The following is a 23,512-nucleotide window of genomic DNA, read 5'->3' on the forward strand; positions in this document are numbered from 1 at the left end:
TTCGTTCGGGGTGCGGGTTCTATGAGGCGGTGTCATCGTGGCCCGATGGACGACGATCTCCCCGCGCTGGGCTTCGGGCTGCCAGTCTCCGGGAGCTGGGCAACACCGGCCGCGATGATCCACGTGGCGCGCCTCGCCGAGGAGCTCGGCTACGACTCGCTGTGGACCTTCCAGCGGGTGCTCCAGCCGGTCGCCGACGCCACCCCGGCGTACGCCGCCGTCCACGACGCCGTCCTGCCGCTGGCCCACGTCGCCTCGCACACCACGCGCATCGGCCTCGGCACGGCGACGCTGTGCGCACCGTTCACCCCGCCCGCGCTCCTCGCCAAGGCGATGACCACGCTCGACCACCTCTCGGCCGGACGGTTGACGGTCGGCGTCGGGATGGGGTGGATGCCCGAGGAGTACGAGGCCGCGGGGGTGCCGTACGCCGGGCGCGGGGCGCGGTTCGAGGAGTACCTGCGCTGCCTCGTGGCGCTGTGGACCGAGGACCCGGTCGAGCTCCACGGCGAGCACTACTCCGTCCCGCGGTCGCACCTCGGCATCCGGCCGGTCCAGCGCCCGCACCCGCCGGTGCTCGTCGGCGGCGCCGCGCCGGCCGCGCTGCGGCGGGCCGGCCGGCTGGCCCAGGGTTGGATCGGCAGCACCCGGCAGGACGTCGACACCCTCGGCGACTCCGTGGAGCTGGTGCGCGAGGGCGCACGCGAGGCCGGTCGCGATCCCGGAGCCGTACGCGTCCTGCTGCGCGCGGTCGTCGACCTGGTCGACGTCGACCCTGGTCCCGGACGGCGCCCCTTCCACGGCACGCGCGAGCAGGTGCTCGAGGACCTCGCAGCCGTACGCCGCCAGGGTGCCGGCGAGGTCCTCGTCGACCTCAACTTCTCGCCGCGGGTGGGCTCGCCCGACGTCGATGCGGAGGGCGCCGTGGCCGAGGCCGAGCACGTCCTGCACGCCCTCGCCCCGGCCCGCCGGGGCTCCTAGGACGCCTCCACCTTGGGCATGATGTCGTTCTTGAGGCGCTTGAGGTCGTCGAGGGTCTTGGACACCGGCACGTCGGCGAAGGGGGGCCACAGCAGCGGCATCGTCATCCCCGCCTCCTGGTAGGTCTTGAGCATGTCGACGATCTGCCGCTCGCTGCCGACGAGGATGTTGGAGACCTTGCCGTTGTCGGTCTGGTCGACGTCCTCGTCGGTGATGGTGAACCAGATCATCGAGCACATGTCGAGGTCGTCGATGGACTTGCCGAGCTCCTCGAGCTCGCGGGCGATGGCCGTGCGCCACTCGGTGAACTCGCGCGGGGTGTCCTGGATGCCGATCCAGCCGTGCAGGCCGTACTTCGCGACGCGGTTGGCCGAGCGCTTGGGGTCGCGCAGTCCGCTGAAGTAGATCGGCGGGTGCGGCTGCTGGAGCGGCTTGTGGCCGAAGCCGCACGGCTCGAAGTCGGCGTGCTCGCCGTGGTACTCGAAGGTCTCGTTGGTCCAGATGCCCTGGGCGATCTCGATGGTCTCGCGGACGTGGGAGTGCCGGCGCGCGAATCGCTCGGGGACGCTCGCCGCGGCGAACTCCTCGGGCATCCAGCCCGACCCGATGCCGACGTTGAGGCGGCCGTTGGAGAGGTGGTCGATCGTGGCGCACTCGGCGGCAAAGAGGGCAGGGCTGCGGAAGGGCGTGTTGGTGATGCTCATGCCGAAGCGCAGCTTCTCGGTGCGTGCCGCCAGCCACGGCAGGATCGGCCAGCCCTGGAACCACTTGCCGCGCGACTCCACCGGCAGCTGGGTCGGAAACTCCTTCATCATGCCGAAGGGGAACTGGAGCTCCCCGCGGTCGGAGGCCTCGGGGACGACGAGGCGGTCGAGGGTCCACACGGAGTCGAAGTCGAGCTCCTCGGCCAGGTCGGTCAGGTCGGCGAGCTCCTGCACCGTGACGTGGTTGCGGAAGGTCGGCAGGTAGAGGGCGAGCTTCATCTCACAACATCTCCTCGGGGGGATCTGGCCCGGGTCGGCCCTTGTGACGTATCCCACAGTCGAGCCCCGCGCCCCGCAAGGCCGGGGCGCTCATGGTTTCCTCAACGCTGCTGCAGGCGCTCCCGCAGCTCGCGCTTGAGGACCTTGCCGTAGTTGTTCGTCGGCAGCGCGTCGACGAAGCGGTAGTCCTTGGGCCGCTTGAACCGGGCGATGCTGTCGAGGCAGACCCGGTCGAGCTCCTCGACCGGCGGCTCGGTGCCGTCGGTGACCACGAAGGCGACCACGGACTCGCCCCACTCGGGGTCGGGCCGGCCCACGACGGCCGCCGCCTCGACGTGGGGGTGGCGCAGCAGCGCCTCCTCGACCTCACGGGGATAGATGTTCATCCCGCCGCTGATGATGAGGTCCTTGGACCGGTCGTGCAGCGTGAGGAACCCGTCCTCGTCGAAGCTGCCGACGTCGCCGGTGTGCAGCCACCCGTCGCGCAGCGCCTCGGCGGTCTCCTCGGGCTGGTCCCAGTAGCCCGCCATCACGACGGCGCCGCGGACGAGCACCTCCCCGGGCTCGCCCGCAGGCAGGGGTTCACCGTCGTCGTCGGCCACCCGCACCTCGACGTCGGTGCGCGGGAAGCCGACGGACTGCATCCGCTCGCGCCACCGCGGGTGGTCGGTGTCGGCGTGGTCGCGCATCGAGAGACCGGTGATCGTCATCGGCGTCTCGCCCTGCCCGTAGATCTGCGCCAGCCGCGGGCCGAAGGTGGCCAGCGCGGCCTCGAGGTCGGCGAGGTACATCGGGGCGCCGCCGTAGATGATCGTCTTGAGCCCGCTGAGGTCGGCTCCGGCGAGCGCGTCGTCGCCCGCCAGCCGCCGGACCATGATCGGCGCGGCGAAGAACGACATGCCGGGCCAGCGTCGGGTCAGGTCGAGGAGCTCGCTGCCGGCCAGCGGGCCGTGGGAAGGGAACACGCTGACCGCGCCGCGCGCGACGTGCGGCAGGCCGTACAGGCCGGAGCCGTGCGACAGCGGCGCGGCGTGCAGGACGCTGTCGTCCGCCGAGACCGGGCCGATGTCGGCGAAGTAGCTCAGCGAGGCCATCAGCAGGTTGCCGTGGGTGAGCGTCGCGCCCTTGGGCCGCCCGGTGGTGCCGCTGGTGTAGAAGAGCCACGCCGGGTCGTCGCTGCCACGGGCGGTCATCGCCGCCGGCTCGGACGCGGTGAACCGGTCCCAGCCGGGTCCGGGCGCCAGCACGACCTCCTCGACGGTGTCGATCCGGTCGCGCAGGGTCCTCACGTCGTCGGCGTGCGCCTCGTCGGTGACGACCGCGCGGGCGCCGGAGTGCTCGAGGATGTAGGCGACCTCGTCGCGGTGCAGCCGCGCGTTGACCGGCACGGCGACCAGCCCCGCGTGCCACACGGCGAACTGCGCCTCGAGGTACTCCGGGCGGTTGTCCATCACGAGCGCCACCCGGTCCCCCGGCTCCAACCCGAGGTCCTCGCGGAGGCCGCGGGCGGCGCCCGCGACGCGCGCGGCGAGCTCGGCCCAGGTCGCGTGCACGTCCTGCCCGGCGGCGAGGGCCGGACGGTCGCGCAGCCGGCGGCCCTGCCGCTCCACCCAACTGGCGAGATTCATGGCGACAACCTCTCCGGCAACCGGGTGCGGGTCAAGGAGATCGGGCCGGCGTTGAGGAAGGCGTGATGGTCCGGCGCCCGCGGGTGGTGGAGGCTGGCGGCATGCGGCTCGACGAAGAAGTGTCCCGGTCCCGGCTCGGCGCACACGTGCACGGCGTGTTCTGCACGCTGCACCCCGAGCGCGGCCCCGACCCCCAGCCCGTGGTCTACGCCGTCACCGAGGACGGCTACGTCGGGGTCCCGATCGACAAGGTCAAGCCCAAGAAGTCCTCGCGACTGCAGCGCGAGGACAACCTGGCCGCCGACCCCCGGGGCTCGCTGCTGGTCGAGCACTGGGACGCCGACGACTGGTCGCGGCTGTGGTGGGTGCGCGCCGACTGCGAGCACGTCCCCGACCCGCCGGCGGCCGTCGTCGACGACCTGGCCGACCGGCTCGCCGGCACGGTCCCGCAGTACGCCGACAAGCCGTTCCACCGCGTGCTGGTGTGCCGCATCGTCAAGGTCACCGGCTGGGCCGCCGCCGAGGGCTGACCGGGCCGGTCACGCCCCCACGCTGGGGGATGGGCGCGGCAGGCGGAGGTGCATCGAGGTGCCGTCGGGCCCGGAGCTGCCGACGGAGAGGTCGCCGTCCATCGCGCGGACCAGCCCGTGCGCGAGCGCCAGGCCGAGCCCGATGCTCTCCGTGCTCGGCTCGGCCGCGTCGTCGTCGGCGGCGGCCCGGGCGTACGGGGTGAAGATCCGCGGCAGCAGCTCGGGCGGGATGCCCGGGCCGTCGTCGTCGATGGTCACGAGCACCGACGAGCCGTCGGACGCCGGGCGACAGGTGACCTCCACGCGCCCGCCGGGCCGGCCGTGGCGCACCGAGTTCGCGACGAGGTTGATCAGCACCTGCCGCAGCCGCCGCCGGTCCCCGAGGACCCGGTGGTCGCCACGGAGGTCGTCGCAGTGGTCGTGCACCAGGCGGCACTCGCGCCGGCCCGCCTGCGCCGAGAGCAGGCCGAACGCCTCGTCGACCACCTCGCCGAGGTCGACGGGCTCGAGGGCGACCGGCAGCACGTTGGCCTCGAGGCGACTGAGGTCGAGGACGTCGGAGAGCAGGTCCATCACGTGCCCGGCCGCAGCGCCGATGTGCTGCAGCGCCTCGCGGCGGCGGGGCTCGTCGAGGTCCATGGTGCCGAGCAGCTCGGCGAAGCCGACGATGGCCTGGATCGGCGTACGCGCCTCGTGCCCGACGGCGGCCAGCAGCTCGAGCCGCGCGTGGGAGAGCTCCTCGGCCGTGCGTCGCGCCGTCTCGGCCTCGAGCCGCGCCCGGCGCTCCTGGACGAGGCGGGCGTGGTCGATGGCGACCGACGCGAGGTGGGTGAAGCGGTCCACGAGGAGCTGCTCGCGGGGGTTCGGGCAGTGAGGGCGCGCGTGGTAGACCGCGAAGGTGCCGACCGGGCGGCCGTCGCGGCCCTCGATCGGGGTGGACCAGCAGCTGCGCAGCCCGGCGGCGGCGGCGATCTCGCGGTAGCCGGCCCACCGCGGGTCGGACCGCACGTCGGTGGCGACCACCGCGACGTTTAGCGAGGCGGCCGTGCCGCACGAGCCGGCCGCCGGCCCGATCGCCATCCCGTCGATCGCCCCGACGTACGTCTCCGGCAGGCTCGGCGCCGCACCGTGGTGCAGCGTGCCGCGCTCGCGGTCGAGCAGGAGCACCGAGCACCGGGCGCCGGGCATGAGGTGCTCGAGCGAGGCCAGGATGCCGGTGAGCACCTCGGTCAGCGGCGCGGCGCGGGCGATCATCTCCAGGACCTCGGTCTGCCGCTCCAGCAGCTCGCGGGCGTCCTCGGCCCACAGGTCGGGCGTCGGCTCCGCGCGATCAGGGGAGGTCATTCGTCCACCAGCTGGTAGCCGACGCCCCGCACCGTGCGCAGCAGCCGCGGGCTGGACGGGTCCGCCTCGAGCTTGAGCCGCAGCCGGTGGACGTGCTCGGTGACGGTGGCCTCGCCCAGCCACTCCGACGAGGAGTTCCAGACCTGGTCGACGAGCTGGGGCCGGGTGAAGACGTGGCGCGGGTGGGTGGCGAGGAACAGCAGCAGGTCGAACTCCTTGGGCGTCAGCTCCTTCTCCTCCGCGCCGAGCAGCACCCGCCGGCTCGCGGGCTCGATGCGCAACGGCCCGACCACGACCGCCTCCACCGACGGGTCCGGCGCGCTGCGGCGCAGCACCGACCGCACCCGCGCCGCGAGCTCGCCGGGGGAGAACGGCTTGACGAGGTAGTCGTCGGCGCCGAGGTCGAGCCCGGCGATGCGGTCGCTCTCGCCGCTGCGCCCGGACAGCACGATGATCGGGGTGTCGGAGCGACCCGCCTGCCCGCTGCGTACGGACCGCAGCACGTCGAGACCGCCCAGGCGCGGGAGGGAGAGGTCGAGCACGACGAGGGTCGGGTGCTCGTCGCGGATGCACTTGAGCGCGGAGGAGCCGTCGTCCGCCTCGAGGACGCGGAAGCCCGCGTCGTCGAGCTGCCAGCGCACGACCGTACGGATCGCCGCGTCGTCGTCCACGACGAGGACGACCGGCGCGCGCGGGTCCACCGCCTGGCTCATGCCTGATTGATACCCCACGGCACCGCCGACCGTCACCCGCTCGACCCCGCCCGCCCCGGGCCGTTGTGGCTCCGTTGAGCGCCTGGTGGTCGACGGACGGGCCGCGTTCCCGACAATGGACGCATGCCGCTGCCCAGCACGGACCTCAGCCCGGACCTCACCGAGCTCTCCACACCCGCCCTGCTCGAGCTGGCCGCGGCCCGCCGCGACGCCCTCTTCGGCACCCGCTTGACCTACTCCCCCAAGGTCTTCATCCCGCTCACCCACCTGTGCCGCGACCGCTGCGGCTACTGCACGTTCGCCGAGTCGCCACGCACGACCGTCCCCTACCTCACGCCTGAGGAGGTCCTCGCCGTCGCGGAGGCCGGGGCAGCCAGCGGGTGCCACGAGGCGCTCTTCACCCTCGGAGAAGCGCCGGAGCTGCGCTATCCCGAGGCCGCTGACTGGCTGGCCGCGCGCGGGCACCGCACCACCGTCGACTACCTCGTCGAGGCGACGGCGCTGGTGCTCGAGGAGACCGGCCTGCTGCCGCACGCCAACGCCGGGGCGATCGGCCGCGACGACCTCGCACGGCTGCGCCGGACGTCCCCCTCGCAGGGGATGATGGTCGAGAGCCTGCGCGACGACCTGCCCGCACACCGCGGTGCCCCCGACAAGGCCCCGGCCCGCCGCCTCACCACGCTCGACCACGCCGGGCGGCTCTCGATCCCGTTCACCACCGGGATCCTGGTCGGGATCGGCGAGACGGAGGCCGACCGGGTCGAGGCGCTCGGGGCGATCGCCCGCAGCCACCGCGAGCACGGCCACGTGCAGGAGGTGATCGTCCAGAACTTCCTGCCCAAGCCCGGCACGGCGATGCGCGGCGCCCCGCCGTGCCCGCACGAGGACCACGTGCGCGCGATCGCGCTGGCCCGGCTCGTCCTGCCCGACGACGTGCACGTCCAGGCGCCGCCCAACCTGTCCGCCCCCGAGGAGCTCGCCGGGCTGCTGGCCGCGGGCATCGACGACTGGGGCGGGGTCTCCCCCGTCACCGCCGACCACGTCAACCCCGAGCGCCCGTGGCCGTCGCTGGACTCGCTCCGCGAGGCGACCGAGGCCGCCGGCCACCAGCTCGCGCCGCGCCTGACGGTGCACCCGGCGTACGCCGCGGAGCCGGACCGCTGGCTCGACCCGGCCCTGCACTTCCCGGTCCTCGACCGGGCCGACGCCGACCTGCTCGCCCGCGACGACCCGGGCGCGCTGTGGCCTGAGCGGCACCGCGACGCCGCCAATGTCGGCACCGGCGCGGAGGTCGTGCAGATCGGCCGCCGCTCGACCGCGTGGTTCTCCGGGGCGGGCGTCGACCCGACGCCGCTGCCGCGGACCGGTCGCGCCATCACCGGCCGGGTGCGCGAGGTGCTCGACGGCGTACGCGCCGGGCAGGACACCGGACCCGCCGAGCTCGAGGCGCTGTTCGCCGCGCGCGGCCAGGAGGTGGCAGCCGTGGCGGAGGTCGCCGACGAGATCCGTCGCCGGGTCGTCGGCGACGAGGTGACCTTCGTGGTCAACCGCAACATCAACTACACCAACGTCTGCACCTTCCGGTGCACCTTCTGCGGCTTCTCCAAGGGCCCGCTGTCGCTCAACCTGCGCGGCGCCCCGTACCTCCTCGGCCTCGACGAGATCGCCGGGCGCAGCGCCGAGGCGTATGCGCTGGGGGCCACGGAGGTCTGCCTGCAGGGCGGCATCCACCCGAGCTTCGACGGCGACTTCTACGTCCAGGTCGCGCGGGCGGTGCACGAGCGGGTGCCGGAGATCCACATCCACGGCTTCACCGCGCTGGAGGTGCTGGAGGGGTCGCGACGGCTCGAGGAGCCGCTCGAGAGCTACCTCCTCCGGCTCAAGGACGCGGGGCTGCGGTCACTGCCGGGCACCGCGGCGGAGATCCTCGACGACGAGGTCCGCGCCGTCCTGTGCCCCGACAAGATCACCACCGACGAGTGGCTCGAGGTGCACCGCACGGCGCACCGGGTGGGGCTGCGCAGCAACGTCACGATGATGTTCGGCGCGGTCGAGCGGCCGCACCACTGGGTGCGGCACCTGCTCCGCACGCGCGGGCTGCAGCGCGAGACGGGCGGCTTCACCGAGTTCGTCGGGCTGCCCTTCGTGCACATGGCGGCCCCGATCTACCTCAAGCGCGGTGCCCGCCGCGGGCCGACGTGGCGCGAGACGGTGCTCGTGCACGCCGTGGCCCGCATCGCCTACGCCGGCGACATCGACCACGTGCAGGCGTCGTGGGTCAAGCTCGGCCGGGTCGGCGCCCAGCAGCTGCTCGCCGCGGGCGTGGACGACCTGGGCGGCACGCTCATGGACGAGAACATCAGCCGCGCCGCCGGCGCCAGCCACGGCCAGGGCCTCACGCCGGCCGACCTCGCCGCCATCGCGGCGGAGGCCGGCCGTCCCCTGCGCCAGCGCACGACCCTGTACGGGGAGGTCAGGCAGCCGGCGGGTGCTCGATGAGGTCGGCGCGCAGGTCGGCGAGGATGCGGGCGAGCACGCGGGACACCTGGGCCTGCGTGAGCCCGACCTCCTCCGCGATCTCCTGCTGCGTGTGCTCGTCGTAGAACCGCAGCCGGAGGATCATCTGGTCGCGACCGGACAGCCCGCGCACGAGCGGGGCGAGCATCACCTTGGCCTCGACGTGCTCGAGTGCGCGGTCCTCGCCCCCGAGGAGGTCACCCAGGGTGGACGAGCCGTCGGCGACGGTCGCGTCCAGCGAGGTGGGGGTGAAGCACCCGTCGGCCGCCAGGGCCTCGACGACGTCGGACAGCTGCTCGTCGAGGTGCTCGGCGATCTCGCTCGGCCGCGGTGAGCGACCCAGCTTCGACTCGAGCCGGCCCTGCGCACCGGCGATCCGGGTCTGGAGGTCCTGTACCCGGCGGGGCGGGCGGACCGTCCAGCCGGCGTCGCGGAAGTGGCGGCGCAGCTCGCCACGGATCGTCGGCACGGCGAAGGACAGGAAGTCGTGCCCGGCCGAGGGGTCGAACCGCTGAGCGGCCTTGGTCAGGCCGAGCAGCGCGACCTGCTCGAGGTCGTCGAGGTCGATGCCCCGGTTGCGGTAGCGCGACGCCATGCTGCGGGCCACGGCGGCGTTGGTCTCGATGAGCTGACGGGTCAGCTCGTGGGTGTCCGCGTCGCGCAGCGTGTCGCGGAGGTCGTTGACGATGGCGTCCGTACGACGGGCGCGGGCCTTGCCCTCCAGCGGAGGGACGGCGGAGAGGGTGCGGGTTCGGACAGACGCGACGTCAGTGACGGTGGTGGTGTCAGGGACAAGTGCGGCAGAGGCGATCGACATGGAAACCACGGCTCGCTTCCTGGGATGTTGATGGTGCTTGCCGTGGTCTCCAGCAAGACGATCAACTCCACAGTCGCATGGTCTGGACCAGTACGACAGCCGGAAAGCGAACCATCCGTCAGGGCGTGTTGCTGGACAAGGTCTGTCCAGGGTTCTCGCCGTAGACCTGCCGGTAGTCGGATGCGAACCGGCCGGGGTTGAAGAAGCCGAGACGGGCCGCCGCATCGCCCACCGTGGCCACCGAGCCGGCGCGCAGGAGCTGGTGGACCAGGTCGAGGCGGACCTGCCGGAGGTAGGTGTTCGGCGTGCAGTCGAGGTGGCGCCTGAAGGCGTACTGCAGCGTCCGTGGCGTGACACCGCACTCGCGGGCGATGTCGGCGAGCGAGATGTCGTCGTGGGCCCGGTCGTGGATGATCCGCTGGGCCTGCCACACCGTGGCCTGCGTCGCGTCGCGGAGGTCGCGTGCGAGCGTCGAGTCGTCGCTGACGAGGTTGTTCTCGAAGGTGTGCAGGAGGGTGTGGGCCAGCATCCGGGACGCCTGCCCGCGCGCGATGGGGCTGTCGTCGACCGACGGGGCGCTGAGCCGGTCCACGACGGCGCGCCACTGGGCGGCCGCGGCCGGCGAGCGCGGGACGAACCTGTCGAACCGGAGGTCCGCGCTGGTCCGCTCCGGGGTGACCTCGGCGATGGCCGCGGTCAGCACGTCGCCGGAGATGCCGGTGTTGCGCACCTCGTAGCCGTTGCCGCCTCCCGTGAAGGGCTGGTCCCACCCCGCGGCCAGGACCGTGTCCCCCTCGCGCCCCCTGTCGGTCACCTTGCCGTGGGTGTACTCGACCTCACCGCCGAGGACGTCCACGACCACGAGGACCGGCATCGCGTCGGCGTCGAAGCGCACGGGAGCGTCGATCCGGAGGCGGTCGAACGAGACGCCGCCGAGGTCTCGTCGCCGGTGGTGGATGGTCCCCATCCGGCCGCTGAGGCCCAACGAGGTGCCGTAGGCGGAGTCGAGCCACTGGCGTGCGTCGTCGCCGTCGCCCTCGAAGTCGAAGGCGTCGACGGGATCGCAGCGGGAACGGAGCTCGGGCACGGGCACCTCCAGGGAAGGAGTGTGCGGACGACCCGGTGGCTTGAGTCTCATCGAGGGTAACCCAGAAGTACGTACCTCGCCCACCGGGGCGACCGGGCCTCCACCCTGTAGGATGGACTCCAAGTAGCTGTTCGACTTCCGCCCTGTGTCCGCGGACCTACGTCATGTGAAGGTGACGATGTCTGGGATGCCCCTACCTCCGGGCGAGCCTGCTCCGCAGGCGGACGCCCTGCGCGACGAGGTCGCGCACCTGCACGAGGCCGTGCGGTCGCAGCGCGACATCGGCGTGGCCATCGGGCTGATGTCGGCCCGTTTCGGGTGCAGCACCGAGCAGGCGTGGCGCACGATGCTGCGCGTCTCGCAGGACAGCAACACCAAGGTCCGCGCCGTGGCGCGCGTCCTGGTGAACACCCACGACGGCACCGCGGACGCGGAGGACCGCGACCTGCTGGAGCGGTTCGTGCACCACCTCCCCGTGTCGGGGTGGCCGGGAGGGCCCCCGCCCCGGGGATAATCACCTCCCATGAGCATCGACGACGCCGCCCTGGCCGAGAGTCTGCGCCGGCTGTCCCAGCCCCGTGACGACGACGGGACCCTCACCGCGACGCTCCACGTCGTGGTCGCGGCCTGCGTCGACCTGTTCGCCGTCGACGGCGCCGGGATCCTCGTCGCCGACGAGCAGGACATGCTCACCTACGCCGCCGCGAGCGACGGCCCCGGCCGGCTGCTCGAGCAGACCGAGGCCGAGGCCGGTGAGGGCCCGTGCACCGAGGCGTTCGTCACGGGACAGGTCGTCACCTCCCGCGACATCACGGCGGAGACGGACCGGTGGCCCACGCTGGCCCGGGTGATGGCCTCGCAGCCGGTGCGGGCCGTGCTCGGCACGCCGGTGGTGCTCGGCGGCGTGCCGATCGGCACGCTCGACGTCTACAAGGAGCGCCCCCACCACTGGGACGACAGCGAGGTGGCGGCGATCGGGAGGTACGCCGAGGTCGTCTCGACGACGCTCGGAGCCGCGCTGCAGGCGCACACCGCCGGCGAGCTGGCCCGCCAGCTGCAGTACGCCCTCGACTATCGCGTGGTGATCGAGCGCGCCGTCGGCTACCTGATGGCCAAGGAGTCGCTGGACGCGGTCGGCGCCTTCAACGCGCTGCGCACCGCCGCCCGCAGCCGGCGTACGAAGATCGGGCTCGTGTCCGAGCACGTCCTCGAGACCGGCACGCTGCCGACCTGAGACTCAGTCGACCGGTTCGCCGACCCGCTCGTGCGGGATCGCGCGTGTCTCGACGATCTGGGCGGCGACGTCGCGCAGCTTGACGTTGGTCGTCGACGACAGCCGCCGCAGGAGCTCGAAGCTCTGGTGCTGGTCGATGCCGTAGCGCTCCATCGCGATGCCCTGCGCCATGCCGATCACGTGCCGCGAGCTGACGGCCGTCTGGAGGGTGCTCGTCCGGCGCGCCGACGACAGGGCCGTCGTGGCATGCACGGCGTAGACGAGGGCGAGGTCGACGACGTCGCGGTCCGCGAAGGCCCCCGTGCGGGCACTGTAGACGTTGAGCGCGCCGAGCGGTCCCTCGCGGTCGGCGACCGCGACGGCCAGCAGCGAGCCCACCCCCAGCTCCGCCGCGCGCGGCCCCCAGGTGGGGTAGCGCGCGTCGGCGCCGACGTCACCGCTGCGCAGCCAGCCGCCGGTGTCGGCGATCTCGACGCAGGGGCCCTCGCCGAGGGCGTACTGGAGGGCGTCGGCCTCCTCCGCGAGCGGGTCGCTGCTCGCGAGGGTCTTGTGACCGCCGCGCGAGGTGCGGATGGTGAGGCTGACCTGGTCGGCCTCCGGGACGAGCTCGCGCATCCGGGTGACGATCGCGCGCGAGGTGAGGGCCTCGTCAGGCTCCTGCTGCAGCTCGGCAGCGAGTGCCGCGAACACGGCCAAGGAGTCGTGGGACGACAATGCGGATCCTTGAGGACGATCTGCTGAGACCCGTGTTCTGGAGTCGGGAGGAATTTATCCTCCCGACCCGCCGGAGCCCAACGCGACACCGGGAAACGGGACAGATCGTGGTGCTGCTCGCGCATGCCGGCGCGCACCGGGGGTACATCTGCGTGTGACCACCTCGGACGTGACCGGCGCACCCACGACGCCGCTGCCGCCCCGCCCCCGGGGCGCCGGCCGCATCGTCGTCGCCTCGGTGCCCGCCAACCACGTCTACGTCCGGCACCTGGCGCCCGAGGACGGTCCCGGGCCCGTACGCCTCCCCGACCCGCCGCCCGCCGAGGCCGCGTCCACCCAGCAGTGGTGGCCGCCGGTGATGCTCGACGCCGCGTGGGTCGAGGACAACGACTTCGACGTCTTCCACCTGCACTTCGGCTTCGACGCCCGGAGCCCCGCCGAGCTGCGCGAGCTCGTGGCCGCGCTGCGGCGGCGCGACAAGCCGTTCGTGTTCACCGTGCACGACCTCCGCAACCCGCACCACCCGGACCGTCGCGACCACGACCGCCAGCTCGACGTCCTGGTCCCGGCGGCGGACGCGCTGGTGACCCTCACGCGGGGAGCCGCCGAGGAGATCCGTACGCGGTGGGGACGGGACGCAGTGGTGGTCCCGCACCCCCACGTCGTGCCGTTCGAGACGATGCGACGTGCCGCCGCGATGCGGGAGGTCCGGCGCCGCGGGCCGCGACCTCGGGAGTTCCGCGTCGGCCTGCACGTGAAGAGCCTGCGCGCCGGGATGCACCCGCACCCGATGATCCCCGTGCTCGTCGACGCCGTCCGCGACCTGCCGGGCGCCGTGCTCCAGGTCAACGGGCACACCGACGTGCTGCACCCGGACGGGAAGCGCTACGACGCCGCGCTCGCCGAGGCACTGCAGCACCACGCCGCCCGCGGCGAGGTCGACCTGCGCATCCACGACTTCCTCGACGACGACGCCCTGTGGGCCTACCTCGCCTCCCTCGACGTGTCGGTGCTGCCCTACCGCTTCGGCACCCACAGCGGCTGGCTGGAGGCCTGCCGCGACCTCGGGACCGCGGTCGTGGCGCCCTCCTGCGGCTACTTCGCCGACCAGGCGCCCGTGCTCACCTACGGCCACGACGAGGACCACCTCGACGCGGCCGGGCTGGTCGCGGCGGTGCGCGAGGCGTACGCCGGCCACGTCCCGCCTCCGTCCGGGGTGGAGGAGCGGCGGGCGCAGCGCGCCCGGGTCGCGGCCGCGCACGCGCGGCTCTACGAGTCGCTCGTGGGGGACGGGCGGTGAGGGTCTGCCTCATCGCCTCCAGCCGCTACCCCATCCGCGAGCCGTACGCCGGGGGGTTGGAGTCGATGACGGCCACCATCGCGCGCGGACTGGCCGAGCGCGGGCACGAGGTCACCCTGTTCGCCGGCGCCGGGTCCGACGAGTCGCTGCCGGTGCGGGTCCTGCCGCTGTCGGCCGTGGAGGTCAGCACCGCGGCGATGGCGGACAAGTTCGCCCCGGGCCCGGACTGGCTCGCCGACCACCACGCCTACCTCGCACTGATGCTCTCGCTCTCACGCACCGGGGCCGAGGACTACGACGTGGTGCACAACAACAGCCTCCACCACCTCCCGATCGCGATGGCCCCCGCCGTCGACGTGCCGATGCTGACCACGCTGCACACGCCGCCGCTGCCGATGCTGGAGTCCGCGCTCGCCCTCTGCCCGCGCCCGCCGCACTTCGTCGCGGTGAGCGAGTGGACCGCCGCCGCCTGGCGCCACGTCGTGGACAGCGACGTGGTGCCCAACGGGCTCGACCTGCGCGACTGGCCCGCCGGCGAGGGCGGCGGACCGGCGGTGTGGTCGGGCCGCATCGTCCCGGAGAAGGCCCCCCACCTCGCCGTCGAGGCGTGCCGTCTGGCCGGGGTGCCGCTCCTGCTCGCCGGGCCGGTGCAGGACCGCGACTACTTCGACCGCGAGCTCGCCCCGCTGCTGGGCGGCGACGTGCGCCACGTCGGCCACCTCGGGGGTCGCGAGCTCTCCGCGCTGCTGCGCGCGGCATCGGTGGCGCTCGTGACGCCCGTGTGGGACGAGCCCTACGGGCTGGTCGCCGCGGAGGCGATGGCCAGCGGCACGCCCGTCGCGGGCTTCTCGCGCGGCGGCCTCAACCAGGTCGTGTCACCCCGCTCCGGCGTCCTGGTGGGCGCCGGCGACGTCGCAGCACTCGCCGAGGCGGTCCTCACCGCGTCCCGCCTCGACCGGCACGAGGTCCGCGCCCACGCCGAGGCCTCGTGCAGCGCAGACGTGATGGTCGAGCGCTACCTCGACCTCTACGCCGAGCTCGCCCGCCGGGACGACGCGGCGTGACCGGGGTCGTCGGCTACTACGTGCACCACGTCGGCAGCGGGCACCGGCACCGCGCCGAGGTGCTGGCCGCCCGTCTGGCCTGCGACGGCATCTCGGTGACCGGGCTGTCGTCCCTGCCCCGCCCGCCGTCCTGGACCGGTGACTGGGTACGGCTGCCGCCCGACGACGACGGCCACCCGCGGGACGTCACCGCCCACGGCCACCTGCACTGGGCTCCGCTCCGGCACGACGGAACCCGCTCCCGCGCGGCGGCGATGTCGGCGTGGCTCGAGGCTGCGCGTCCCGACCTGGTCGTCGTCGACGTGTCGGTCGAGGTGCTGCTGCTCACCCGGCTGCACGGGATCCCTGCCGTGGCGGTGGTGCTCCCCGGCCGTCGCGACGACCCCGCCCACCTGCTCGGCCTGGGCGTGGCGGAGGCACTCGTCGGCTTCTGGCCGCGGGCGGCCCGCGGCATGACACCGGGCCTGCCGGACGACCTGGCCGAGCGCCTGGTGCCGGTGGGCGCACTCTCGCGCCACCCCGTACGCCCCGCGCTCCGCAGCCAGCCGCACGACGGCGAGCGCAGCGTCGCCCTGCTCCTCGGGTCGGGCGGGCACGACGTCGGCGCCGACGACGTACGGGCTGCGCGGCGCGCCACCCCCGACTGGCAGTGGACCGTGCTCGGGGCGGATCGCGACACCTGGGTCGACGACCCGTCCGCGGTGCTCGCCGGCGCGGACGTCGTCGTCACCCACGCCGGGCAGAACGCGCTGGCCGAGACCGCGGCTGCCCGCCGCCCCGCGGTGGTCCTGCCGCAGCGACGGCCGCACGCCGAGCAGCGCACCACCGCCGACGTCCTCGCGGGCGACTGGCCGGCCGTCGTCAGGTCGGCCTGGCCCGCCGCCGAGGAGTGGCCCGGCGTTCTCGACCACGCCGCGTCGCTCGACGCCCGCGGCTGGACGCGGTGGTGCGACGGGTGGGCGGCCGACCGCTTCGCCGACGTCGTCCTCACCACCCGAGCGCGCGTGCTCGACGGAGGCGCGTCGTGACCGAGGCAGGACGAGCCCACGTCGCCGTCGTCACCATCGCGCACGGGCGCCACGACCACCTCGCTGCCCAGCACCGCTCACTCGCCCGCGGGTCCGTGCTCCCCGACACCTACCTCGCCGTGGCCATGGACGACGCCGGCATCGTCGAGGACCGCGTGGAGGCCCCGGCAGGCGCGCTGACGCGCGAGGTCGTGCGCATCGGCCGCAGCCGGGAGGGCGCGCTGCCGCTGGCCGCCGCGCGCAACCTCGGAGTCCGTACGGCGCTCGAGCGGGGTGCCGACGTGGTCGTGCTGCTCGACGTCGACTGCCTGGCCGGCGACCGCCTCGTCGAGGCGTACGCCGAGGTGGTCACGGCACGACCGCGGTGGATCTGGTCGGGCCCGGTGACCTACCTCCCCCCGCCCCCGCCCGGCGGCTATCCCGAGGACCCCGCGGAGCTCGCGGCGTGGGACGACCCCCACCCGGCACGGCCCCGGCCCGAGCCCGGCCAGCTGGTCCACTCGGTCGACCCCGACCTGTTCTGGTCGCTGTCCTTCGCCGTCGACGCGCGCACCTGGCGGCACCTGGGCGGCTTCTGCGAGGACTACGTCGGCTACGGCGGCGAGGACACCGACCTGGCCCGTACGGCGCTCGCCGTGGGCATCGGCCTGGGCTGGGTCGGAGGCGCGCGGGCCTTCCACCAGCACCACCCGGTCAGCAGCCCCCCGGTGGAGCACCTCGACGACATCCTGCGCAACGGGCGCCTGTTCCACGAGCGGTGGGGCGAGTGGCCCATGGGAGGGTGGTTCGAGGAGTTCGAGCGGCGGGGACTGGTCCGGCGCGTGAATGGGCACTGGGTGCGGGAGACGTCCGACCCCAGCCCGAAGGAGACAGCGTGAGCACCACGAGCCGCCCGATAGCAGCCACCCCCGAGCAGGTCTGGGAGGTCCTGTCCGACGGTTGGCTCTACCCACTCTTCGTCGTCGGCGCCTCCCGCATGCGCGCCGTCGACGACTCGTGGCCCGCGGTCGGTTCGCGGCTGCACCACAGCGTCGGCAGCTGGCCGCTGCTGATCGACGACACCACGGAGGTCCTCGAGGTCGAGGAGGACCGGCGGCTGCTGCTGCTCGCCCGCGGCTGGCCGGCCGGCCAGGCGCACGTCGACATCACGCTGCAGCCGAGCGGCGACACGACCGTCGTCACCATCACCGAGGACGCCACCGCCGGGCCCGGCCTGCTGATCCCCAAGCCGCTGCGCGACGCTCAGCTGCACCTGCGCAACGTCGAGACCCTGCGCCGCCTCGCCTTCGTGGTGGAGGGCCGGACCCGGTGACCACCGGTGCGACGGGTGGGTACGACGCCGTCGTGGTGGGGGCCGGGCCGAACGGCCTGGTCGCCGCCAACGTCCTCGCCGACGCCGGCTGGCGGGTGCTGGTGCTCGAGGCGCAGCAGTCGCTGGGCGGTGCGGTGCGCAGCGACCGCGAGGTGCACCCCGACTTCGTGCACGACACCTTCAGCGCGTTCTACCCGCTGGCGGTGGCCTCGCGCGCGATGGTCTCGCTGCGCCTGGAGGACCACGGGCTGGTGTGGGAGCACGCACCGGCCGTGCTCGGGCACCCGTTCGGCGACGGCCAGTGGGCCGTGCTCCACCGCGACCGCGAGGCGACCGCCGCCGGGCTCGACGACCTGCGCGCGGGCGACGGCGACGCCTGGCTGGACCTGTGCCGCACCTGGGACCGGATCGGCGGGTCGCTGGTGGAGGGCCTCACGTCGCCCTTCCCGCCCGTCCGCGCCGGCGCCCGACTCGTGCCCGCCGTCGCGCGCTCCGGCGGGCTCGACACCGTACGCCGCCTGGCCACCCCGGTCTCCTCGCTCGGGCGCGAGCTCTTCTCCGGGCCGGCCGCGCAGCTGCTGCTCGCGGGCAACGCCGGGCACGCCGACTTCCCCCTCTCCTCCCCCGGCTCCGGCGTCTTCGGCGTCCTGATGTCGATGCTGGGCCAGACGGTGGGCTTCCCCGTCCCGCGCGGCGGCGCCCAGGGCCTCACCGACGCGCTGGTCGCGCGCGCCACGAGCGGCGGCGTCGAGGTGGTGACGGGCGCCGAGGTCACGCAGGTCGACGTCCGCGGTGGGCGCACGGTCGGCGTACGCACCCGCGACGGTCAGGCGTACGCCGCGCGCGCCGTCCTCGCCGACGTGTCGGCCACCCACCTCTTCGGTCGCCTCGTCGCCGACGAGCACCTGCCCGCGCGGGTGGTGCGCGGGATGCGCGACTTCGAGCTCGACCCGGGCACCGTCAAGGTCGACTGGGCACTGTCGGGGCCGGTGCCGTGGACCAACCGGCCGGCGCTCGTGCCCGGCACGGTGCACGTCGCCGACTCCGTCGAGGAGATGACCCAGACCCTGGCGCAGGTCGCGTCCGGCGTCGTGCCCGACCGGCCGTTCCTGCTGACCGGGCAGATGACGACCAGCGACCCTTCCCGCTCGCCCGCCGGCACCGAGTCGTTCTGGGCCTACACCCACGTCCCCCAGCCGGGGATGACCCGCCACGACGCGGGCGGGGAGGTCGGCGGGGAGGTGTCCGGGGACTGGGGCCACGACGACTGCGAGCGCTTCGCGGACCGCATGCAGGCGCGGATCGAGGCGGTGGCCCCGGGGTTCGGCGACCTCGTCCTCTCCCGCCGCGTCCTCGGTCCGCACGAGCTCGAGGCGCGCGACGCCAACCTCGTCGGGGGCGCCGTCAACGGCGGCACGTCGCAGCTGCACCAGGAGCTGTTCTTCCGGCCCGTGCCCGCCATGCGCGGGCGTGCGGCCACCGGCGTGCCGGGGTTGTTCCTCGCCTCCGCCTCCGCGCACCCGGGGGGCGGCGTGCACGGCGCGGCCGGCGCCAACGCAGCCCGCGCCGCGATCTGGGAGCATCGAACGGCGCGCCTGCGCCCGTCGCTCTCCCGCCTGACCCGTCCCGGAAGGACGCCCGCATGACCGAGCACCTCACCTTCGGGTCGCTGACCATCGCCTTCGACGACCGCGTGCTGCGCCCGCGCGAGTGGACGACCGCACAGTCGAAGTGGGCCGCGAGGCTTTCGGCGACCACCCCGGACGGCACCGTGCTCGAGCTCTGCGCCGGCGCCGGCCACATCGGCCTGCTCGCCGTCGCGTCCACCGAGCGGCGGCTGGTCTGCGTCGACGCCAACGGCGTCGCGTGCGACTACGCCCGCGCCAACGCGCTCGCCGCCGGGCTCGCCGACCGGGTCGAGGTCCGCGAGGGCCGGCTCGAGGAGGTGATCGGCGCTGACGAGACGTTCCCCCTGATCATCGCGGACCCGCCGTGGGTGCCGCGCGAGCAGACCGACCGCTACCCCGAGGACCCGCTGACCGCGATCGACGGCGGCGACGACGGCCTCGACGTGGCCCGTGCCTGCCTCGCGGTGATCGACGCCCACCTGGCCCCCGGCGGCTCGGCCGTGCTCCAGGTCGGCACCCGCGAGCAGGCCGCCGTGCTGCGCCGCGAGCCGTGCTTCACCGAGGACCGGCTGGCGATGGTCGAGGTGCGCCAGGAGGAGCGCGGGGTGCTCACGCGCATCGACCGGGCCTGAGCCTCAGCGCGGGATGACCTTGTGCGTCCCGTCGCACCAGGGCAGCCGGCTCGACTTCTCGCAGCGGCACAGCGCGACGACCGGCCGCTCGACCGCGTGCACCGTCCCGTCGAGGTCCTGCACCGACTCCACGCCGCGCAGCAGCATCGGCCCGTGCGGCACGAGCACCACGTCGGGGTGCTCGAAGTCGCGCGCGGACGCGGGGCCGCTCACCGGCCCGGTCACTGCGCACCCCAGGACGCCAGCAGGGCGGTCGCGAAGCGGGCCTCGACGTCGAGGCAGGTGTACGCGCCGAACAGGATCTCCCCCGCCTGGTCGGGCTCGTCCTCGGCGAGGGTGCCGCAGATGTCGCGCGAGGCGAGGTGCTCGTGGATGGCGTCTGCCTCGACGTGCTCGTCGTAGTAGGCCGACATCGGCCCGTCGAGCTCCAGCCGCTCGAGGCCCTGCACCATCTTGCGCGAGGGCAGCGAGCTGGTCATCTCGAACGCCGCGAGGTGTCCCATCGCCGCCCCGCGCAGGCGCCGGTGCAGCCCGAGGAGGGAGCCGGCGTTGTTCATCTCGAGGGTCTCGGGCATCGCGTCGTCGACGTATGCGCCGTACTCGGCACGCAGCCCGACGGCCTCGAGGCCGCGGGCGAAGAGGTGGGAGTGCAGCCGGTTGGGGTCGCCGTCGCCGTACTCGTCGAACTGCAGGGCCATCAGCGCGGCCTTGGCCCGCACCGGCAGCCGCGGCACGACGAAGGCCGACGGGTCGGACTCCTTGAGGTGGTAGACCGAGCGCTGCCGCAGCAGCTCGAGCACCTGGTCGCGGTCGGCGTGGCGGCGTACGTGGTCGGCGAGCGACGGCCCGTCGTCCTCGGCGACCACGGCCTCCAGCGCCGCCGGGACGTCCGCCGGTGCCACGGGAGCCGGGTCCGTGCGGGCCCACCGCTCGCGCAGCCGCCCTTCGAGCGCAGTCTCGAGGTCGTGGCGCACGCCCAGCAGGCCCGGGTCCCACTCGGCGCGGTCGTCGGCGTCCTCGAACCCGCGAAAGGACAGCTCGTGCAGGGTCCACAGGGAGATGCACTCGTCGTCCCACGAGTCGGCGGCGGGCGCGGTTCCCGCCGCGCCCGTGCCGGCCAGGCGCGCGACCAGCCACTCGCTCAGCGGGCCGCGCGGCTTGGGCAGCCTCATGGGCGGAACACCACCTTGACCATGCCGTCCTCCTTGTCGCGGAACTTGCGGTAGGCCTCGGGGGCGTCGTCGAGCGGCAGGTGGTGGGTGGCGAAGGACTCGACGCCCAGGTGGTCGTCCTCCTGCTGCAGCAGGTCGAGGATGTCGTCGCTCCAGCGGCGCACGTTGGCCTGGCCCATCCGGATCTGCACCTGCTTGTCGAAAAGCTCGAACATCGGCAGCGGGTCGGTCGGGGCGCCGTAGACGCCCGAGATGCTGATGGTGCCGCCGCGGCGCACGGAGTCGATGGCGCTCATCAGCGCCGCGAGCCGGTCGACGCCGACGTTGAGCATGACCTTCTCCTGCACCTTCTTGGGCAGCAGGCCGAGCGCCTTCTGCGCGGTCTCGGCGACCGGCGAGCCGTGCGCCTCCATGCCGACGGCGTCGATCACGGCGTCGGCACCGCGGCCGTCGGTCAGCGCACGCACCGCGTCGCCCACGCCGTCGACCTCGGTGAAGTCGATCGTCTCCGCGCCGCGGCCGTGGACGCGCGCGAGCCGCTCGCGCACGGAGTCGACCACGATCACGCGCAGCCCGCGGTGCATGCCGATGCGCGCGGCCATGTCACCGATCGGTCCGGCACCGACGACGAGCAGGGTGCCGCCGTCCTCGACGTCGGCGTACTCCACGGCCTGCCACGCGGTCGGCAGCACGTCGGAGAGGAAGAGGAAGCGGTCGTCCGGCGGGCCGTGCTCCACCTTGATCGGCAGCGTGTCGGCGAACGGGACGCGCAGCAGCTCGGCCTGACCGCCGGGCACCCGGCCGTACAGCTTGCTGTAGCCGAACAGGCTGGCGCCGGTGCCGGTGTCGCGGTTCTGGGTGGTCTCGCACTGGCTGTGGAGGCCGCGGCTGCACATCCAGCATGTGCCGCAGCTGATGTTGAACGGGACGACGACCCGGTCGCCGGCGCTCAGCGTGGTCACCGCCGAGCCGACGTCGCGGACGATGCCCATGGGCTCGTGGCCGACGATGTCGCCCGCGGTCATGAACGGGGTGAGCGGGTCGTAGAGGTGCAGGTCCGATCCGCAGAGCCCCGTCGACGTCACCTCGATGACGACGTCGGTGCGCTCCTCGATCCTCGCGTCGGGGACCTCCACGACCTGCATGTCCTGCTTGCCTTGCCAGGTGACTGCCTTCATGGAGTGACCAGTGCCCCAGCCGCGCTCGTCCATGCATGGGATCGAGTGCGCATGGCAGCGTGGGCCGCGGGGAACCGACGTGCGACCAGGACGTGCAGGAGGCGCAGATGGCCCAGGTGGACGGGATGACCGACGAGGAGCGCGCCGACCGCGTGGCCGAGCTCGCCACCGACAGCGGCGTACGGATCGCCGTGGCGGAGTCGCTGACCGCCGGGCGGATCTCGTCGGTGCTCGGTCGGGGTGCCGCGGCGTCGGAGTGGTACCGCGGTGCCGTGGTGGCCTACGACGAGGAGGTCAAGTTCGAGGTGCTGGGCGTGACCCGCGGCCCGGTGGTGACCGACAGCTGCGCACGCGAGATGGCCACGGGCGTACGCGCCCTGCTGGGCGCCGACGTCGCGCTCGGCATCACCGGGGTCGGTGGCCCCGGCCCGCAGGAGGGGTGCCCGCCCGGGACGGTGCACCTGGCCGTGGCCGAGGCCGACGGCGTGGAGTCGCGGCACGTGGTGCTCGAGGGCGACCCGACCGAGGTGGTCGCCGCCGCGACGTCCCTCGCCCTCGACGAGCTGCTCCGGGTGCTGACCACCCGGCCGCCGGGACGTCCGACGGCCGGGTGAACGGCTGATCGAACCTCGGGTCAGTCGGTCGACGGGGCCGCGGAGATGGCCTCGACGAGTCGGCCGGCGTGCTCCTCGGGGAGGTTCTTGGCGATGTCGGCCTGGCTGATCATCCCGACGAGGTCGTGCCCGTCGATGACCGGCAGGCGGCGCACCCCGGCGCGCGCCATGGTGTCGAGCGCCTCCTCGATGTCGTCGTCGGCACCGATCGTGACCACCTCGTCGCCGGCGTAGTCCTTCACGCGCACCGTCGTGGTGTCCATGCCCTCCGCCACGCAGTTCAGGACGATGTCGCGGTCGGTGATCATCCCCGCGAGCCTGTTGTCCTCACCGCAGATCGGCAGGGCGCCGACGCCCAGGTCGCGCATCTTGCGAGCCGCCTCGGTGACGGTGTCGTCCACCGATGCGCACTCTGCGCCCGTCGTCATGATGTCTCGTGCGGTCGTCATGTCCTGTTCCTCCCTCGATCCGGTGGTGCTGTTGTCCGAGCACGTTCGGTACCCACCGTCGCCCACGTGATCCGCCTGACGGGCGGTGCGTGTGAGCAGGCCGCCGTGGTAGACGTCGTACGTGCCCCAGCCGCGCTTCGACCCGCACCACCTGGTTCTCGCCCTCCCGGTCGCCCTGCTCCTCGCCGGGTGCGCCGGCTCGCAGGACGCCGCAGCGGGGTCCGCGGCCCAGGACCTGTTCGACGCTGTGAGCGACCGGGACGGAGCCGCCGCGTGCGCGGCGCTCGCGGCCCCGACGCGGGACGAGCTGGAGCAGACGAGCGGCAAGGCGTGCCCGACCGCTGTGCTCGAGGAGGACCTCGCCGGGGGCACGGGTGACGTCCGGGTGCAGGTCTTCGACTCGATGGCGCAGGTGCGCGTCGGCACCCAGACCGTCTTCCTCTCCCGGTTCGACGGCCGGTGGCTGGTGGTGGCGGCCGCGTGCACGGACGTCCCGCGGGAGCCGTACGACTGCAGCATCGGACTGCCCTGATGCGCGCCGTGTTCGTCGTCTACCTGCTGCTCATCTGCGGCGGGCTGGCCGTGCT

General features: G+C 73.8%; 25 protein-coding genes. 14 read left to right on the forward strand and 11 right to left on the reverse strand.

Going from position 1 to position 23,512, the window contains the following annotated elements:
• The first annotated feature begins 45 nt into the window (after positions 1 to 45).
• On the forward strand, positions 46 to 981 hold the full coding sequence (locus AC57BS_RS20730; RefSeq protein ID WP_496413341.1) for a TIGR03619 family F420-dependent LLM class oxidoreductase: 936 nt from the start codon (positions 46 to 48) through the stop codon (positions 979 to 981).
• Here AC57BS_RS20730 and AC57BS_RS20735 read toward each other — a convergent pair.
• On the reverse strand, positions 978 to 1,964 hold the full coding sequence (locus tag AC57BS_RS20735; RefSeq protein ID WP_496413342.1) for an LLM class flavin-dependent oxidoreductase: 987 nt from the start codon (positions 1,962 to 1,964) through the stop codon (positions 978 to 980). The two genes, AC57BS_RS20730 and AC57BS_RS20735, sit on opposite strands and share 4 nt — an antisense overlap.
• Before the next feature lie 101 nt (positions 1,965 to 2,065).
• Positions 2,066 to 3,592 (reverse strand): AMP-binding protein, encoded by a 1,527-nt coding sequence (locus tag AC57BS_RS20740; protein ID WP_496413343.1) that lies wholly within the window; start codon positions 3,590 to 3,592, stop codon positions 2,066 to 2,068.
• Positions 3,593 to 3,657: 65 nt separating this feature from the next.
• Between AC57BS_RS20740 and AC57BS_RS20745 the strand changes: the two genes are divergently transcribed.
• The gene (locus tag AC57BS_RS20745) at positions 3,658 to 4,122 is read left to right on the forward strand and encodes a PNPOx family protein (RefSeq protein ID WP_496413344.1); all 465 of its coding nucleotides are present in this window, start codon (positions 3,658 to 3,660) and stop codon (positions 4,120 to 4,122) included.
• A 9-nt stretch (positions 4,123 to 4,131) separates the two neighbouring features.
• Here AC57BS_RS20745 and AC57BS_RS20750 read toward each other — a convergent pair whose 3' ends face one another.
• On the reverse strand, positions 4,132 to 5,466 hold the full coding sequence (locus AC57BS_RS20750) for a GAF domain-containing sensor histidine kinase (protein ID WP_496413345.1): 1,335 nt from the start codon (positions 5,464 to 5,466) through the stop codon (positions 4,132 to 4,134).
• Positions 5,463 to 6,179, reverse strand: coding sequence for a response regulator (locus AC57BS_RS20755; protein ID WP_496413346.1), 717 nt, complete (start codon positions 6,177 to 6,179; stop codon positions 5,463 to 5,465). Before AC57BS_RS20755 ends, AC57BS_RS20750 begins: the two co-directional genes overlap by 4 nt.
• 123 nt (positions 6,180 to 6,302) lie before the next feature.
• On the opposite strand from AC57BS_RS20755, the gene AC57BS_RS20760 reads away from it, so the two are divergent.
• Positions 6,303 to 8,678: a bifunctional FO biosynthesis protein CofGH gene (locus AC57BS_RS20760; protein WP_496413347.1), complete on the forward strand. Its 2,376-nt coding sequence runs from the start codon at positions 6,303 to 6,305 to the stop codon at positions 8,676 to 8,678.
• Here AC57BS_RS20760 and AC57BS_RS20765 read toward each other — a convergent pair.
• Positions 8,653 to 9,513, reverse strand: a complete 861-nt coding sequence (locus AC57BS_RS20765; RefSeq protein WP_496413348.1) for a sigma-70 family RNA polymerase sigma factor — start codon at positions 9,511 to 9,513, stop codon at positions 8,653 to 8,655. The genes AC57BS_RS20760 and AC57BS_RS20765 overlap by 26 nt on opposite strands.
• Positions 9,514 to 9,631: 118 nt before the next feature.
• The gene (locus tag AC57BS_RS20770) at positions 9,632 to 10,600 is read right to left on the reverse strand and encodes an AraC family transcriptional regulator (RefSeq protein WP_496413349.1); all 969 of its coding nucleotides are present in this window, start codon (positions 10,598 to 10,600) and stop codon (positions 9,632 to 9,634) included.
• 187 nt (positions 10,601 to 10,787) lie between these two features.
• Here AC57BS_RS20770 and AC57BS_RS20775 point away from each other — a divergent pair, with 187 nt between their 5' ends.
• The gene (locus AC57BS_RS20775) at positions 10,788 to 11,114 is read left to right on the forward strand and encodes an ANTAR domain-containing protein (RefSeq protein ID WP_496413350.1); all 327 of its coding nucleotides are present in this window, start codon (positions 10,788 to 10,790) and stop codon (positions 11,112 to 11,114) included.
• Positions 11,115 to 11,123: 9 nt separating this feature from the next.
• Positions 11,124 to 11,834 carry a GAF and ANTAR domain-containing protein gene (locus AC57BS_RS20780; protein ID WP_496413351.1) on the forward strand — a complete coding sequence of 237 codons (711 nt, stop codon included), beginning with the start codon at positions 11,124 to 11,126 and terminating at the stop codon, positions 11,832 to 11,834.
• Positions 11,835 to 11,837: 3 nt separating this feature from the next.
• Here AC57BS_RS20780 and AC57BS_RS20785 read toward each other — a convergent pair whose 3' ends face one another.
• Positions 11,838 to 12,548 (reverse strand): GAF and ANTAR domain-containing protein, encoded by a 711-nt coding sequence (locus AC57BS_RS20785; protein WP_496413352.1) that lies wholly within the window; start codon positions 12,546 to 12,548, stop codon positions 11,838 to 11,840.
• A gap of 169 nt (positions 12,549 to 12,717) precedes the next feature.
• Between AC57BS_RS20785 and AC57BS_RS20790 the strand changes: the two genes are divergently transcribed.
• From AC57BS_RS20790 to AC57BS_RS20820, 7 genes are read left to right on the forward strand one after another with little or no spacing between them, the layout of a single operon-like run.
• On the forward strand, positions 12,718 to 13,848 hold the full coding sequence (locus AC57BS_RS20790; protein ID WP_496413353.1) for a glycosyltransferase: 1,131 nt from the start codon (positions 12,718 to 12,720) through the stop codon (positions 13,846 to 13,848).
• The gene (locus AC57BS_RS20795) at positions 13,845 to 14,912 is read left to right on the forward strand and encodes a glycosyltransferase family 4 protein (RefSeq protein ID WP_496413354.1); all 1,068 of its coding nucleotides are present in this window, start codon (positions 13,845 to 13,847) and stop codon (positions 14,910 to 14,912) included. The genes AC57BS_RS20790 and AC57BS_RS20795 overlap by 4 nt, the downstream gene beginning before the upstream one ends.
• Positions 14,909 to 15,940, forward strand: coding sequence for a glycosyltransferase (locus AC57BS_RS20800; protein WP_496413355.1), 1,032 nt, complete (start codon positions 14,909 to 14,911; stop codon positions 15,938 to 15,940). The genes AC57BS_RS20795 and AC57BS_RS20800 overlap by 4 nt, the downstream gene beginning before the upstream one ends.
• The gene (locus tag AC57BS_RS20805) at positions 15,937 to 16,818 is read left to right on the forward strand and encodes a glycosyltransferase family 2 protein (protein WP_496413356.1); all 882 of its coding nucleotides are present in this window, start codon (positions 15,937 to 15,939) and stop codon (positions 16,816 to 16,818) included. Before AC57BS_RS20800 ends, AC57BS_RS20805 begins: the two co-directional genes overlap by 4 nt.
• Positions 16,815 to 17,252 (forward strand): SRPBCC family protein, encoded by a 438-nt coding sequence (locus AC57BS_RS20810; RefSeq protein ID WP_496413357.1) that lies wholly within the window; start codon positions 16,815 to 16,817, stop codon positions 17,250 to 17,252. Before AC57BS_RS20805 ends, AC57BS_RS20810 begins: the two co-directional genes overlap by 4 nt.
• On the forward strand, positions 17,249 to 18,898 hold the full coding sequence (locus AC57BS_RS20815; RefSeq protein WP_496413358.1) for a phytoene desaturase family protein: 1,650 nt from the start codon (positions 17,249 to 17,251) through the stop codon (positions 18,896 to 18,898). Before AC57BS_RS20810 ends, AC57BS_RS20815 begins: the two co-directional genes overlap by 4 nt.
• Positions 18,895 to 19,512 (forward strand): methyltransferase, encoded by a 618-nt coding sequence (locus AC57BS_RS20820; RefSeq protein WP_496413359.1) that lies wholly within the window; start codon positions 18,895 to 18,897, stop codon positions 19,510 to 19,512. Before AC57BS_RS20815 ends, AC57BS_RS20820 begins: the two co-directional genes overlap by 4 nt.
• Positions 19,513 to 19,515: 3 nt before the next feature.
• Here AC57BS_RS20820 and AC57BS_RS20825 read toward each other — a convergent pair whose 3' ends face one another.
• Genes AC57BS_RS20825 through AC57BS_RS20835 form a run of 3 tightly spaced genes read right to left on the reverse strand, consistent with a single transcriptional unit; the run spans position 19,516 to position 21,862 of the window.
• Positions 19,516 to 19,725, reverse strand: coding sequence for a CDGSH iron-sulfur domain-containing protein (locus AC57BS_RS20825; RefSeq protein ID WP_496413360.1), 210 nt, complete (start codon positions 19,723 to 19,725; stop codon positions 19,516 to 19,518).
• Between the two features lie 8 nt (positions 19,726 to 19,733).
• On the reverse strand, positions 19,734 to 20,684 hold the full coding sequence (locus tag AC57BS_RS20830; RefSeq protein ID WP_496413361.1) for an iron-containing redox enzyme family protein: 951 nt from the start codon (positions 20,682 to 20,684) through the stop codon (positions 19,734 to 19,736).
• A complete protein-coding gene (locus tag AC57BS_RS20835) occupies positions 20,681 to 21,862 on the reverse strand; it encodes an alcohol dehydrogenase catalytic domain-containing protein (RefSeq protein ID WP_496413362.1) in 1,182 nt (393 codons plus the stop codon). The genes AC57BS_RS20830 and AC57BS_RS20835 overlap by 4 nt, the downstream gene beginning before the upstream one ends.
• Positions 21,863 to 21,969: 107 nt before the next feature.
• Here AC57BS_RS20835 and AC57BS_RS20840 point away from each other — a divergent pair, with 107 nt between their 5' ends.
• Complete coding sequence (locus AC57BS_RS20840; protein ID WP_496413363.1) at positions 21,970 to 22,476, forward strand: CinA family protein; 507 nt, start codon at positions 21,970 to 21,972, stop codon at positions 22,474 to 22,476.
• A 20-nt stretch (positions 22,477 to 22,496) separates the two neighbouring features.
• Here AC57BS_RS20840 and AC57BS_RS20845 read toward each other — a convergent pair whose 3' ends face one another.
• Positions 22,497 to 22,925, reverse strand: a complete 429-nt coding sequence (locus AC57BS_RS20845; RefSeq protein ID WP_496413364.1) for a CBS domain-containing protein — start codon at positions 22,923 to 22,925, stop codon at positions 22,497 to 22,499.
• A 121-nt stretch (positions 22,926 to 23,046) separates the two neighbouring features.
• Here AC57BS_RS20845 and AC57BS_RS20850 point away from each other — a divergent pair, with 121 nt between their 5' ends.
• Entirely contained in the window at positions 23,047 to 23,457 is a 411-nt protein-coding gene (locus AC57BS_RS20850; protein WP_496413365.1) for a hypothetical protein, read from the forward strand.
• The last annotated feature ends 55 nt before the right edge of the window (positions 23,458 to 23,512 follow it).

The organism is Nocardioides sp. BGA-UO-ETr-FS32 (genome assembly GCF_059567905.1).

Excerpts from the sequence above, each read along its gene's own strand:
- AC57BS_RS20735 (WP_496413342.1), bottom strand. The coding sequence starts at position 1,964 with ATGAAGCTCGCCCTCTACCTGCCGACCTTCCGCAACCACGTCACGGTG.
- AC57BS_RS20780 (WP_496413351.1), top strand. The coding sequence starts at position 11,124 with ATGAGCATCGACGACGCCGCCCTGGCCGAGAGTCTGCGCCGGCTGTCC.
- AC57BS_RS20845 (WP_496413364.1), bottom strand. The coding sequence starts at position 22,925 with ATGACGACCGCACGAGACATCATGACGACGGGCGCAGAGTGCGCATCG.
- AC57BS_RS20740 (WP_496413343.1), bottom strand. The coding sequence starts at position 3,592 with ATGAATCTCGCCAGTTGGGTGGAGCGGCAGGGCCGCCGGCTGCGCGAC.
- AC57BS_RS20765 (WP_496413348.1), bottom strand. The coding sequence starts at position 9,513 with ATGTCGATCGCCTCTGCCGCACTTGTCCCTGACACCACCACCGTCACT.
- AC57BS_RS20820 (WP_496413359.1), top strand. The coding sequence starts at position 18,895 with ATGACCGAGCACCTCACCTTCGGGTCGCTGACCATCGCCTTCGACGAC.
- AC57BS_RS20755 (WP_496413346.1), bottom strand. The coding sequence starts at position 6,179 with ATGAGCCAGGCGGTGGACCCGCGCGCGCCGGTCGTCCTCGTCGTGGAC.
- AC57BS_RS20840 (WP_496413363.1), top strand. The coding sequence starts at position 21,970 with ATGGCCCAGGTGGACGGGATGACCGACGAGGAGCGCGCCGACCGCGTG.
- AC57BS_RS20775 (WP_496413350.1), top strand. The coding sequence starts at position 10,788 with ATGCCCCTACCTCCGGGCGAGCCTGCTCCGCAGGCGGACGCCCTGCGC.
- AC57BS_RS20750 (WP_496413345.1), bottom strand. The coding sequence starts at position 5,466 with ATGACCTCCCCTGATCGCGCGGAGCCGACGCCCGACCTGTGGGCCGAG.
- AC57BS_RS20745 (WP_496413344.1), top strand. The coding sequence starts at position 3,658 with ATGGTCCGGCGCCCGCGGGTGGTGGAGGCTGGCGGCATGCGGCTCGAC.
- AC57BS_RS20730 (WP_496413341.1), top strand. The coding sequence starts at position 46 with ATGGACGACGATCTCCCCGCGCTGGGCTTCGGGCTGCCAGTCTCCGGG.
- AC57BS_RS20835 (WP_496413362.1), bottom strand. The coding sequence starts at position 21,862 with ATGAAGGCAGTCACCTGGCAAGGCAAGCAGGACATGCAGGTCGTGGAG.
- AC57BS_RS20830 (WP_496413361.1), bottom strand. The coding sequence starts at position 20,684 with ATGAGGCTGCCCAAGCCGCGCGGCCCGCTGAGCGAGTGGCTGGTCGCG.
- AC57BS_RS20760 (WP_496413347.1), top strand. The coding sequence starts at position 6,303 with ATGCCGCTGCCCAGCACGGACCTCAGCCCGGACCTCACCGAGCTCTCC.